Raw genomic sequence first — 13,066 nt, 5'->3', positions numbered from 1 at the left:
AAACGTTAGTTTTTCCCCAAAAGACATATGAAAGGACTACAATTATGACCTAGTTTAATACTGAACAACGAGATTGTGTTATGACTTATACGTTCAATCGTCCTGCTTTTCCCGCTACGCGTATGCGCCGTATCCGTAAAAACGACAAACTTAGGGCGATGGTCAGAGAGACTCAACTCACAGCAGATCATCTCATTTATCCAGTATTCGTACTTCCAGGGCAGAACCAAACCCAAGATGTGCCAAGCATGCCAAATGTACAACGTTTATCTGCCGATTTACTGTTGAAAAAAGCAGAAACCTTGCTAGAACTTGGTGTTTCTAAACTCGCTCTCTTTCCAGTAACACCACAACAAGACAAAAGCTTAACCGCAGAAGCGGCATGGTATGAAGATGGTTTAGTGCAAAACACGCTACGCCTTTTGAAAAAAGAGTTACCTGAAATGGTACTCATCACCGACGGCGCATTAGACCCTTATACAACACATGGCCAAGACGGTATTATCGATGAAACAGGTTATGTTTTAAATGATGAAACTGTTCAATGTTTGATTAAACAAGCTTTAAGTCATGCCGAAGCAGGTGCAGATGTGATTGCACCGAGTGATATGATGGATGGGCGTATTGGTGCTATCCGTGCAGCTTTAGAAAGTCATGGTCATATTTATACCAGTATCATGGCGTATTCTGCGAAATATGCATCAAGCTTTTATGGACCATTCCGTGATGCTGTCGGTTCATCATCGAACTTAAAAGGTGGCAATAAATACAATTACCAAATGGATGTCGGTAATCGTGCGGAAGCATTGCATGAAATCGCACTGGATATTCAAGAAGGTGCAGATATGGTGATTGTTAAGCCAGGCATGCCTTATTTAGATGTGGTTCGTGAAGTTAAAGACACCTTTGGCGTACCAACCTTTGTGTATCAGGTCAGTGGTGAATATGCCATGCTCGCAGCAGCAATTCAAAACGGCTGGTTGTCTGAAAGCATCATCATGGAATCACTCATGTGCTTCCGTCGTGCAGGCGCAGATGGTATTTGGACATACTATGCTGAACATGCGGCACGTCAATTAAAAGAAATGAAGTAATCAATCCCTCCCAACCTCCCTTTAAAAAAGGGAGGTATTCATTATCAATTTAATGAAAAGTTGAAAGCCCTATCTAAGCAAGTTTTAAAGAGCGACAGTAAAACTAAGCGTAATTGAGGCGGGTTAAAACAAAATTGAGTATCGGTATAAAACACAAAATGCACATCGCCATTATCGGTGCAGGAGTAAGCGGATTACTCACTGCCTTAGAACTTGCAGAACAAGGCTGTAAAGTCACGCTTTTTGACCAGCAACAAGCTGGACATGCTGCCTCATGGGCAGGAGGTGGTATTCTCTCTGCAATGTATCCATGGCGATATCCTCAAGAAGTCAACCATCTTGCCCAATATGCAAAACAGTTTTATCAACAATGGAATGCAAAATTACAACCTGAAACAGGTATCGATTTTCAAATTCACGAAACGGGTATGCTAATTTTTGATGAGGATGATTTTGATATTGGACTCAATTACAAAGACCAATACCAAGACCCAATGCAACATTGCGAATATTTAAAAAGAACGCAACTTGAACATATTAATCCGCATATTTCACAACAATTTCAACATGCGATCTATTTTCCGCATTTAGCCAATATCAGAAATCCAAGACTACTCAAATCACTGATTACGTATCTCAAACAACACTCAAATGTTGAAGTGTATGAAAATACATGGATTGAAAAATTTAATATTCAAAACCAACACATCCAATCTATCCAAACATCAAGTGGACAACACTTTGAAGCAGATCAGTTTGTTATTGCGACAGGTGCATGGTCAAACTGTTGGTCAGAACAATTACAGCTTTCAATCCCAGTTGAACCCGTACAAGGGCAAATGATGCTATTCAAAACCCCTGAAAATTGGTTACCAACCATGTGTATGAACAAAGTAATGTACCTCATTCCACGTATGGATGGTCATGTGGTTTGTGGTTCAAGTATGGAAAATATTGGTTTTGATCATCGACCAAGCGTACAAACACAGCAAAACATTTATAAAGCTTGTGTAGAAATGGTGCCTGAGCTTGCTGATTTTCCAATTGTAAAACAATGGGCTGGCTTAAGACCAAGCTCACCTACAGGTATTCCTTATATTGGGCGAATGCCTGAACTCGATAATCTTTGGGCCAATTTTGGGCATTATCGTAATGGTTTATGTATGGGGCCTGCATCTGCTCGATTGCTTAGGCAACTTATTTTAAATCAAGACACTTTAGTAAATGCAGATGCTTATTCTACAGAACGCTTAAAACATGCTGGATGAAAAAGAGAGTCTTATAAGCAGATGTTGATGATGAGTAACTAGAATTTACGCATTCACAATCTGCTGTAAAGAACTTGTTAAATCTACATATTGAAATTGAAAATTCTCTTTTAGCAAAGCTTTGGGTTGAACATACTGCCCATTTAAAACCAATTGAGATTGTTCGCCCATCAAGATTTTCATCACAAAACTTGGTAAAAATAACAAAGGTTTACGCTTTAAAACCTGTGATGCAAGCTGTGCAAATTGCGACTGAGAAATATGATCAGGTGCAACCACATTATAAATCTTCTGAGGAGAATTACTTTTAAATAAAAATAGAATGGCTTGAATCACATCATCTACATGTACCCAAGTCATCGGTTGACGGCCTGTACCGATTTTTCCAATTAAATTCAGTTTAATGGGTAATAATATTTGCGGCAAAATTCCACCACCTTTTCCAAAAACAACAGCTAAACGCATAATTTTAGTATTTTGGTCTGGATGACTTAGCGCTTCGGCTTCCCATTTTTGGCACAATTCAGACATAAAGATATTTTGAGATGGTGATGTTTCATCACATTCAACCGACCAATTTTCATTGAAATCAATACCGTAAAATCCAATTGCCGAAGCTGAAACGATACATTCAGGTTTGATCTGAAATTGCTCTAAGCTGCAATAAAGTTTTTGTGTCGTACCAACACGACTTTGAATCAGTTGTTGCTTGCGTTTGGCTGTCCAACGCCCCTCTCCAATACTTTCTCCTGCCAAATTCACCACATAATCTATGGTTAAATTTTCAAGTTCAGAAAAATCTTGGATCCATCGAAGCTGTACATTGGTCGATGTTTTTTGTTGTCGTGAATATCCAACCACTTGAAAACCATGACTGAGTAAATATTCAAGTAAATGGCTGCCAATAAATCCTGTCGCACCTGTGACTAAAACTGTTTTCATTTTCTATTTATTCCTATTTTATTTTAAAGTCTTTAGAGCTATTGGAAAAATAGCAATTGATAAAAAATTACGCTCCAAACATTTTTGCTGCCATACGTTGCGCTTGCTTCCCATAAAACCAGTAAGTAATTAAATATAAAGGAACAGCAAGCATGAGTAACATTAAAATTGAAATGCTTAAAAATTGAATATTTTGTAACCCAGATAGAAAGTTTGTTAAAACCTCGGGGTTTTGTCGAGAAAAGTACAAAATTTCACCAATTAAACCAACTAAATTATAGCTCCAAAAAATCAAACTAAAACCTATCGTAAATTTTTTCTTTTCTTGTTGAGTAGGTGCTCTCTTTTGTCGATTTAGAAACAGATGCAACACAATGATCATACTGATCAAGTATGGAAATGCGATAAGAATCCCTGCAATTTGATTTGGAACAATTAAACTGATTAATCCCATAACCACAGTCAGCACTAAACAAAGAACAAAAAACCATAAAAAATATTTGCTTAGCGAAACCATCGATACTTATCCAAACTTTAAAAATACATTATAAGAAGTTTTTTTAAGTTTTTTTAATTTTCTTGTCAACCAATCCTCAACTGATGTCGTTATATAAGTATAAGGTCGCAGCAACCAAGTCCTAGTGCACGGCATCCGCATAGATTTGGAGACCTTCCTCCCAAGAGAGACCTAAAACTTATGCTTCAATATCTAGATTTAGAATAGCAGCCTGAATCTAAATTAAACGAAGTATTTTGGCCGACGATTTATCATCACTCGAATCGTCGGCCTTTTATTTTTTATCATGCTATTTTTAATGCAATTTCAGTGTAGTTGGACATAAGCTATATCTAATATATCTACGAACGGATTAAGCCGCGTTTTGTCTGAGTTGTTGGGCAACTTTTAAAATAGTTATAAACCCCATAAAAGTGAATGCTAACATTAAAATCCCCATATTAAATAGCGGATTCCAAACCAATAAATTAAGAACCACACCACCCAAAAGTCCACATGCAAATTGCATACTTCCCATAACAGCACTTGCCGTTCCTGCCCTTGCGCCTTGCCCTGACATTGCCAAAGCCATTGCATTAGGCCCAGTAAAACCAATGCCTGATACAGTCATAAATAGTCCAAACATGACTAAAGCCAATGGTGCGGTGACTAATAATCCAGCGATGATGATAATCAAAGCACCAAGCACTTGAATCAGACCACCTATTTTCAAACGGTTAATGACAGAAACTTTATTGGCTAAACGTTTATTTAAAGACGATAAAATAATAATACCAAAAGCGTTAAAACCGAATGCAAAGGCAAATTGTTGCTGAGATAAATGGTAACCATCCATCAACACGGCTGAAGCTGAACTGATATAGCAAAACAATGCTGCACCTGTAAAACAGCCTGCCATCATTGGAAAATGAAAGCTTTTATCTTTTAAAATAACGCCATATAAAATAAAAACTTGTTTGAAATTTAGATTTAATCTTCGCGCTGGTTCAAGTGTTTCTTTAAATAAAAAATGCACACACAGCAAGCAGATTAAACCGATCAAAGACAATGTAATAAAAACCACATGCCAATTAAAGAAATGTAGAATTGCTGCACCAATGCTTGGTGCGAGAATTGGGGCGATCCCCATTACAATCATCATACTCGCAAAAGCTTGCGCAGAACTTTGTACATCTAAACAATCGCGAATCGCTGCTCGTGCCATCACCACACCAACACAGCCACCCAGTGCTTGTAGAATCCGTGCAGCAATCAAAGACCAATGATCTGGTGCTATGACACATAACAAACTGGCAATCGTGTAGAGTGCCATACCAAAATACAAGGGTTTTTTCCGCCCAATACGATCACTGATAGGGCCATAAATCAGTTGTCCGATTGCTAAACCTAAAAAATAAGCAGGTAAAGTATTGGCTATTTGTTGTGTCGAAACATGGAAGTCTTGAGCCATTTCAGGCAATGCTGGCAAATACATATCTATGGATAATGGCCCCAAAGATGTAAATAAAGCCAAAAGCATAATCCAACCAATAGAATACTGTTGTCTTGCATTTTTTTCAGACATAGATCATTTATAATTACATACGAAGATTACAGACAAGTTTACACTGTCCGATGTATGATTTGATATTGATAAGAGTGAAAAGTCACATAAATTACCTATACTGATCATCACCATAACACCTATTGATTAAATAAGGATTTCCTTTGAAGACTTGGTTGTTAAAACTCCGAAAAGCCACCTATAACACAAGTTTTATGTATAACTTGCGAATGATCATTGCCTTTTCAGGTACAGCTTTTGTTCCTTATTTTATGGGAAATCAATTGATGACCATTCCTTTAACCTTAGGTGTACTTGCCGCAGGTTTAAGTGATATTGATGATCGCTTTTCAGTACGTATTCAAAACTTATTGTATACCTACATTGGATTTTTCATTACCGCAACTTCAGTAACCCTACTTTTTCCTTATCCCATCCTATTTGCAATTGGATTGATTATTTCTTGTATCGGTTGGATTTTATTGGGTTCTTTAGGACGTCGTTATGCCACGATTTCCTACGGATGTCTGGTCATCTCTGTTTATACAATGCTTGGTGTGCATTTATTTGATCAATGGTATATGCAACCGACTTTATTGGTCATTGGAGCAGCTTGGTATGGGCTAATTTCTACGATTAGTTTTCTGCTTTTCCCTGTTCGCCAAGTTCAAGATAAATTATCACAATGTTATTCAGCACTGAGTGATTTTCTATTTTCAAAATCGAATTTATTTGATGTCGATATGACTTCAGACAGCTATCAACAAAGCATGATTAGCTTGTCGCTAGAAAATGGGCGCTTGATCACCATCTTCAACGAAATGCGTACAGCCCTACTTACTCGCTTAAAAGGCGATAGAGGTCAACGTGATACGCGTCGAAGTTTACAATATTATTTTGTCGCTCAAGATATTCATGAACGTGCCGATTCTGCCCATATTGATTATCAAAAACTAGCGAGACTATTTGAACACAGCGATATTTTATTTCGTTTTCAACGTGTTATAGCTCTACAAGGTAAAGCATGTAAGGATTTAAGTGATAGTATCTTACATCGCACTGCATATGAGCATAATACTCGCTTCGAACATGCGTTTAAAAACCTGCGCTATTCTTTAGACAAGTTAAAGCAAGAAGAAAAATACGATCTCATGTGGATCAATGCATTCTTTTCTCTTTATCAAAACCTCAAATCGATTGATGCTCAATTACGAAACCTCGAAACTGAACGTCACATTATCACTGATCAAAGTAAACATATTGAGCACCAACTTAAAGATGATGATTTAAAAGGTTGGGATGATATTTTTATCCGTATTAAACAGAATTTAACCCCTGAATCTGTTCTGTTTAGACATGCGATTCGTGTTTCGATTGTGCTTTTCATCGGTTATGTTTTTATTCAAATGACCAATATTGAATATGGTTATTGGGTACTACTCACCGCACTCTTTGTCAGTCAACCCAATTTTAATGCGACTAAACGTCGTTTACGTTTAAGAATTATCGGCACACTTGCTGGAATCATTTTAGGCTACGCCATTTTATATTTTGTCCCATCCATCGAAGGGCAATTATTATTGTTGGTGCTCACAGGTGTGTTGTTCTTCGATTTGCGCAGTAAACAATATGCCCAAGCCACTGCTTTTGTAACGACTTTGGCATTAATTAATTTTAATCTTGACGGGAGCGGTTTTGACGCAGGTCTGCCGCGTATGATCGATACAATTATTGGCTGTGCTTTGGCATGGTTTGGCGTCAGTTTTATTTTCCCTGATTGGAAATTCCGCCGCCTACCAAGAACCATTCAGCGTTCTTTGGAAGCGCAATGTAACTATATGGCTGAAGTGGTCAATCAATATCATCATGGTCGAAATAATGCTTTGAATTATCGGATTGTCCGCCGCGCCGCACACAATACAGATGCAGATGTGGCTTCACTTATTTCAACTTTAGCCACTGAACCCGATTTTGATCCAAGTCAAAAAGGCTTAGCATTTAAATTTTTAGCTTTAAATCATACATTTATTAGTTATATTGCCGCTTTGGGGGCACATAGATCACAAATACATGATCAGGAAGTTTTAAATTTATTGGATCAAGCCTTAGATGATATCCGTGGAGCTTTACTACGAGATGAAGCGCCAGATTTAACCGCACAAAATATGTTACAGAACATTCGAACTCGCTTAAACCAATCAGAACTAGATGACTCTAAATCTTTGATTATTCTTCAACAATTATCACTTATGTTTAGTATTTTAGACCAATTAAGAACTTTAAAACAAAATTTAAGCCATGCACGTGATGAACATTCAACTGAATTGGCTTCTTTATAAATGTGTATAAAATTTGCTTCGTTATTTGGTACAATACGCGCACTAAATCTGAGGATTTAGTGCTAAACTCTGACTAGATTTATACACACTACTGACACTATGACTGCCAAGAATATTTACGCTTATACTTTACAACCTGTTCCGTATGAAATTTCGGAAACTGAACAACGTAGCGCTCAACTCGCAATTTGGCGTAGTACCAATAAAATTGGAATGAAAGCTTGGGCAATTATGGGCGTAGTTGTAGCGCTGGCTTTATTGGGCCTTATTTTCATTAAAAATTATTCAACCATTATTTTCTGGGTCGCACTTGCCTGTGTAGCAGTCTATTTACTGGTTCGTAAATTTGGCCTTGAGTGGTACGTAAAACGTAAAATGAATGAATTTCCAGTTCAGGAAATTAAAGGCATTAAACTAGGTGTACAACCAAGTGGCATTATCATGCGTCAACAAATGGGTGCGCAAGAAGGTGTTGGTACCATTGCTTGGAGTGATATTTATGAATGGTACAACACCCCTGAGTTTATGTTAGTTAACTTTAAAGTGAAAGGTCAGCAAGGTGCTTATATCCTACCTAAACGTATGGATAGCCGGAACTTCCCTTTCGCAACTGTACGTAAACATTTACAAGAAGTTGTTGGCGAAGCTAAAACACTGTAAAAAATAATTTTCTTAAAAACCTCCAAATGATGGAGGTTTTTTTATACCCCATTACAGAATTTTAATAAAAATGATAATGAGAATAAATATTATCTTCAAAATTCATTTTATCTTCTAAATCTTCAGTTATAATTTGTCCATCAAAATTACATTTCCACTTTTACGACCATGTTTAAAAAGACATTTTTCCAAATACATTGGTTCTTGGGGATTACAGCAGGGTTAATTCTTTCCATTATGGGGGTAACTGGTGCTATTTATTCTTATGAACAACCCATTCAGAAATGGTTAAGTCCAGACAGTTTCACTGTTCAAGTTGAAAATAAAGCAAAATTAACACCTGCTGAAATTTATCAACATTTTCAAACAGAAAGTCCTGAAACTAAAATCAATAGTATTAGCATTGCAACAGCACCTGACGAATCTTCTAGCATCAATATTGTGAAAGAAGGTGCACGCAAGGGCTATACCATGATGATTAACCCTTACACAGCGGAAGTTTTACCTGAAGTCAAAGGCAAAGATTTTTTCCAATTTGTACAACAATTACATCGCAACTTGACTGTAGGTGAAGTCGGTAAGCAAATTACTGGCGCGTGTACCTTGATGCTGATTTTCTTTGTACTGAGTGGTTTGTATTTACGTTGGCCGAAAAAACATTCTTTTAAACAATGGTTTGTGATTAAACCAAAGCTCAAAGGGCGTAATTTCCTTTGGGATTTACATGCGGTTGTTGGTACGTGGGTAGTTATTTTCTACTTAATTCTTGCATGTACAGGCTTATATTGGTCGTATGACTGGTGGCGTAATGGCATGTTCAAAGTGTTGGGCGTAGAAAAACCCCAACCTGAAATGCAAGCTGGTCGCGGAGAAGGCAATCAACGGCCTCAAGCTAATCGTGCAGAAGGACAACGTGATGGTGGAAACCGTGACGAAGGCCGTGGTGATGCTGCTCGAAGCGAAAAACAAGCGAAAGACAGCCCAAATCGTGGTGAACAGTCTGGTGGAGAAAGTCGACAACATGATGAAAAACAAGGTATAAAACCTGAAAAAATTCAAATCGCTCTCACACAAACTTGGAGTGGATTTAATTCTCAGATTAAACGTGACTACTCTACTCTCACCGTTTCTATTCCTAAAAAAGCGGATGGTAAAGTTGAAGTTTCTTTTGTGGATGCGATTCCTCAACATGAACGTGCGCGCAATAAGGCAATCTATAATTATCAAAATGCTCAGCTAGAAAAAGTTGAGTTATATGAAGATAAAAAGCTCAATGAAAAAATTATGAGCAGTATGCTTCCTGTGCATCGTGGTAGCTTCTTTGGGCCTGTTTATCAGTTCATTGTCATGCTTGCTGCATTGGCTATGCCGTTATTCTTTGTGACAGGTTGGATGCTCTATCTCAAACGCCGTAAACAAAAGAAACTCACCTTAGCAGCAAAACAGACCACCTCGGCAGTTCAAATTGATCCAAATGCAACACCTTGGCTCATCATCTATGCATCACAGACTGGTGTATCTGAACAATTGGCTTGGCGCACTTCAAGTAGCTTACAAGAAGCACATCAGCCAACAACTGTAAAAGCTATACAACAAGTAACGGTTGACGATTTAAAACAAGCCAAACAGATTCTTTTTGTTGCCAGTACTTATGGTACGGGTGAAGCTCCTGATCTTGCATCAAGTTTTGAGAAAAATTTGATGACTATGTCACTCGATCTTTCTCATTTAAAATATGCTGTTTTAGCACTTGGTTCGCAAGATTATCCTGATTCTTACTGTGGTTTTGGGCATCGTATTGATCAATGGTTAAAACAATCTGGCGCACAACAATTATTTGCAACAATTGAAGTCAATAATGCAAATAATGATGACATTCAAAAATGGAACACTGCTTTAGCACAAACCACACAGCTTGATCTAAAAGGTATGTCGATTGAAAAAACCTTTGATCAGTGGAAATTGGCTAAGCGTGAATTGCTTAATCCAAACAGCATGGGTGCTCCTGCATTTAATCTTGAACTGCAAGCACCGTATGATACTAGCTGGCAAGCAGGTGATATTGCTGAAATTCAAACAAGTAATAGTGCAGATCGTATTCAATACTTTTTGGATAAACACCGAATTGATGCTGAAACACAACTAACAACTTTGAATCAAACCATTCAGCAAGCACTTTGGGATCGTGATTTAACCGTAGAGATAAGTTCATTTTCAAGTATGCAACATTTACTTGAACAATTACCTCCCCTACCAACACGTGAATATTCAATTGCCAGCATTCCAACCCAACAGGTGTTACGTCTAGTGATTCGTCAGCAACGTAATGAACAAGGTGAACTCGGACTTGGTTCAGGTTGGCTGACTGAGCATATTGCATTACATGATAAAGTTGCTTTGCGCATTCGCACCAATGAATCATTCCATTTAATTTCAGATAATCGCCCAATTATCTGCATTGGTAATGGTACGGGTATTGCAGGTCTTATGAGTTTAATTCATGCTCGTGTTCGTTTGGATTACACCGATAACTGGCTTATTTTTGGTGAACGCCAACAGGCTCATGACTATTTCTTTAAAGATACTGTTCAAGCTTGGCAAAACACGGCAATGCTTAAACGTATTGATTTAGCCTTCTCTCGTGATCAAGCTGAAAAAATCTATGTGCATCATAAATTACGTGATCATGCCGAAGCGCTTAAAGCTTGGGTAGCAAATGATGCGGTCATTTACGTATGTGGTAGCATCAATGGTATGGCAAGTGATGTTGAGCAAGCTTTGATCGACATCCTTGGTCAAGATCGTGTCGATCAGTTACGTCTCGATGGTCGTTATCGTCGTGATGTTTATTAATTGTTTATCAACACATTCTAAATCTTTTTAATAACAGATAGACCGAGCCAAAGTGCTCGGTCTTGTATTTTGGAAAGTGGATTTTTAAATATGAGGATACCAGACAATATTATTTACTTCACTGATCCGATGTTACACAGCTACTCAGCATTGTGATTTACATCAAACTGAAAATACCACATCTTGTGTTAGCGACCTTGAAAATAAGATTTATTTACAAATAATCATACAATTTCAGTTTAAAATAATAGAATACTTAAACTATTTTGATTGATATGTATAAAAACAAAGTGTTGCGGTCTGTTCTGTTTATCATTGGTTTTTTACTGTTCCTTGATGGATTTATCCTTATTTTATTTAAAAAAATCCACTTAGGGACAATACTCCCCCTATTGATTGGTCTCGTTTTTTGTGCAACAGCATTATGGATAAAGCCAATCAATTCTTTTCTAAATCAACATTTAAAATTAAAAAAGATTTGGCATTTGGGTTGGATAACATTTGGAATCTGGCTGATTAGCCTGATTGGATTCTTTGGCTACATACTGATTAAATCTAATCAAAAACATCAAATTGAAAATGTTCAAGCGATTATTGTATTGGGTAGCGGAATTACTCAAGGCAAAGCATCGCCTACACTAGCGAAGCGTTTAGATACTGCAGGTGAAATTGCAACGCAACAACCTCAAACACTGATCATTGTCAGTGGTGGGCTTGATTATGGCGAAGTAAAAACTGAAGCTGAAATCATGTCCAATTATTTACAAGAATATTCGAAAATTCCAGCCAAGCGTATTCTGCAAGAAAACCAGAGTACCAGTACCGATTTAAATCTCAAAAATAGCCAGCCGATTTTGACAAAACATCAACTCGGCTTAGATTCCAAAATTGCAATTGTCACCAGTGATTTCCACACACTGCGTGCGGGTGCAATCGCCAACAAGCAAGGTTATCGTAACTTTATCACTGTCGGTGCAGAAACTCCGATCACAACACGCTATAACGCATGGCTAAGAGAATATTTTGCCTATATCAGTGGTTGGCTATTGGGTGAGTATTAAAAATCACTCTTTTAGAATAATAGACAGTACATTCACTACATTTACATTTGATTAATTCGAATTTTTCTTGGTAATGGTAAATTTATATTATTTCTAAACAATTCAGGTTGTGTCGTATACAGTTGATATAAATAGTTTTTGATATCGACCAAGAACTTATGCCCTGAAACCAAAACATTTTGTCCTTCTGGTGTGAGATTGATTGATAGCAACGTATTATTTTTAATAATAAATGGAATCATTTCATCTAAAAAAGGGATCAAATCAATCTCTTGGAGTGTATAGCGACTCCAATTATCCTTGATTAATAACTGAGCTAAACTCTTACTTTGCCAAACGGCTAAAGACTGCTGACCTGTAGGTGTCGAACACAATGCCCATCCATCATCATAAAGTGCATATAACTTAGTTTGAGAAACAATTGTTTCTACAAAAATTTTATATTGATCAATGGCTTGAACTGGTCCTTTTTGAGTCGAAGAGGCAGCTTTACGTTGATAAGGATTTCTCATAGTAATAGGTAATTTTTAAAATAATTATAAGTTGATTGTATAGAAATTTATGAAATGAATAAAGAGAGAATATGGTGGGCGCTGACGGGATCGAACCGCCGACATTCTGCTTGTAAGGCAGACGCTCTACCAACTGAGCTAAGCGCCCTGAGAGTTGTGAATAAAGTGCGTTAAGGATATTAGAGATTTCTAAAAAAACGCTGAAACTTTATCAACTGATTTTGCTATTGTCTTGATCTCAGGAATCAAAAGAATGGCGCAGCGGACGGGACTCGAA

The 13,066-nt window shown here is 37.4% G+C and carries 10 protein-coding genes and 1 tRNA gene; 6 read left to right on the top strand and 5 right to left on the bottom strand.

All coding sequences use genetic code 11. The features are described from left to right. The first annotated feature begins 80 nt into the window (after window positions 1–80). On the top strand, window positions 81–1,094 hold the full coding sequence (gene hemB / locus CDA10_RS14265) for a porphobilinogen synthase (RefSeq protein WP_089606244.1): 1,014 nt from the start codon (window positions 81–83) through the stop codon (window positions 1,092–1,094). 158 nt (window positions 1,095–1,252) lie between these two features. Further along, on the top strand, window positions 1,253–2,362 hold the full coding sequence (gene thiO / locus CDA10_RS14260) for a glycine oxidase ThiO (RefSeq protein ID WP_089606243.1): 1,110 nt from the start codon (window positions 1,253–1,255) through the stop codon (window positions 2,360–2,362). A 45-nt stretch (window positions 2,363–2,407) separates the two neighbouring features. Here the strand turns inward: thiO and CDA10_RS14255 are convergent, their stop codons facing one another. The 3 genes from CDA10_RS14255 to CDA10_RS14245 form a co-directional block, all read right to left on the bottom strand. Continuing rightward, complete coding sequence (locus tag CDA10_RS14255; protein WP_089606242.1) at window positions 2,408–3,304, bottom strand: TIGR01777 family oxidoreductase; 897 nt, start codon at window positions 3,302–3,304, stop codon at window positions 2,408–2,410. Between the two features lie 67 nt (window positions 3,305–3,371). Beyond that, entirely contained in the window at window positions 3,372–3,821 is a 450-nt protein-coding gene (locus CDA10_RS14250; protein WP_089606241.1) for an ABZJ_00895 family protein, read from the bottom strand. Window positions 3,822–4,173: 352 nt separating this feature from the next. After that, window positions 4,174–5,385, bottom strand: coding sequence for a multidrug effflux MFS transporter (locus CDA10_RS14245; RefSeq protein ID WP_089606240.1), 1,212 nt, complete (start codon window positions 5,383–5,385; stop codon window positions 4,174–4,176). Window positions 5,386–5,528: 143 nt separating this feature from the next. Here CDA10_RS14245 and yccS point away from each other — a divergent pair, with 143 nt between their 5' ends. The 4 genes from yccS to CDA10_RS14225 all read left to right on the top strand — a co-directional run bounded on the left by yccS (window position 5,529) and on the right by CDA10_RS14225 (window position 12,277). Continuing rightward, entirely contained in the window at window positions 5,529–7,703 is a 2,175-nt protein-coding gene (gene yccS, locus CDA10_RS14240) for a YccS family putative transporter (protein WP_089606239.1), read from the top strand. A 99-nt stretch (window positions 7,704–7,802) separates the two neighbouring features. Next, window positions 7,803–8,363 (top strand): SdpI family protein, encoded by a 561-nt coding sequence (locus tag CDA10_RS14235; RefSeq protein WP_089606238.1) that lies wholly within the window; start codon window positions 7,803–7,805, stop codon window positions 8,361–8,363. 168 nt (window positions 8,364–8,531) lie between these two features. After that, window positions 8,532–11,216, top strand: coding sequence for a PepSY domain-containing protein (locus CDA10_RS14230; RefSeq protein ID WP_089606237.1), 2,685 nt, complete (start codon window positions 8,532–8,534; stop codon window positions 11,214–11,216). Window positions 11,217–11,491: 275 nt separating this feature from the next. Beyond that, a complete protein-coding gene (locus tag CDA10_RS14225; RefSeq protein WP_089606236.1) occupies window positions 11,492–12,277 on the top strand; it encodes an ElyC/SanA/YdcF family protein in 786 nt (261 codons plus the stop codon). A gap of 41 nt (window positions 12,278–12,318) precedes the next feature. On the opposite strand, the gene CDA10_RS14220 is transcribed toward CDA10_RS14225, so the two are convergent. Both CDA10_RS14220 and CDA10_RS14215 read right to left on the bottom strand, forming a co-directional pair. Beyond that, entirely contained in the window at window positions 12,319–12,789 is a 471-nt protein-coding gene (locus tag CDA10_RS14220; RefSeq protein ID WP_089606235.1) for a DUF2750 domain-containing protein, read from the bottom strand. A gap of 72 nt (window positions 12,790–12,861) precedes the next feature. After that, window positions 12,862–12,937, bottom strand: a tRNA-Val gene (locus tag CDA10_RS14215). Between the last annotated feature and the right edge of the window lie 129 nt (window positions 12,938–13,066).

It is taken from the genome of Acinetobacter piscicola (genome assembly GCF_002233755.1).
Classification (GTDB): Bacteria; Pseudomonadota; Gammaproteobacteria; order Pseudomonadales; family Moraxellaceae; genus Acinetobacter; species Acinetobacter piscicola.
The sequence above is the reverse complement of the archived record's forward strand: the minus strand, read 5'-3'. Positions and strand labels throughout refer to the sequence as shown.

Bases quoted from the DNA above. Each gene is read 5' to 3' on its own strand.
- hemB (WP_089606244.1), top strand. From the start codon at position 81: ATGACTTATACGTTCAATCGTCCTGCTTTTCCCGCTACGCGTATGCGC.
- thiO (WP_089606243.1), top strand. From the start codon at position 1,253: ATGCACATCGCCATTATCGGTGCAGGAGTAAGCGGATTACTCACTGCC.
- CDA10_RS14255 (WP_089606242.1), bottom strand. From the start codon at position 3,304: ATGAAAACAGTTTTAGTCACAGGTGCGACAGGATTTATTGGCAGCCAT.
- CDA10_RS14250 (WP_089606241.1), bottom strand. From the start codon at position 3,821: ATGGTTTCGCTAAGCAAATATTTTTTATGGTTTTTTGTTCTTTGTTTA.
- CDA10_RS14245 (WP_089606240.1), bottom strand. From the start codon at position 5,385: ATGTCTGAAAAAAATGCAAGACAACAGTATTCTATTGGTTGGATTATG.
- CDA10_RS14235 (WP_089606238.1), top strand. From the start codon at position 7,803: ATGACTGCCAAGAATATTTACGCTTATACTTTACAACCTGTTCCGTAT.
- CDA10_RS14230 (WP_089606237.1), top strand. From the start codon at position 8,532: ATGTTTAAAAAGACATTTTTCCAAATACATTGGTTCTTGGGGATTACA.
- CDA10_RS14225 (WP_089606236.1), top strand. From the start codon at position 11,492: ATGTATAAAAACAAAGTGTTGCGGTCTGTTCTGTTTATCATTGGTTTT.
- CDA10_RS14220 (WP_089606235.1), bottom strand. From the start codon at position 12,789: ATGAGAAATCCTTATCAACGTAAAGCTGCCTCTTCGACTCAAAAAGGA.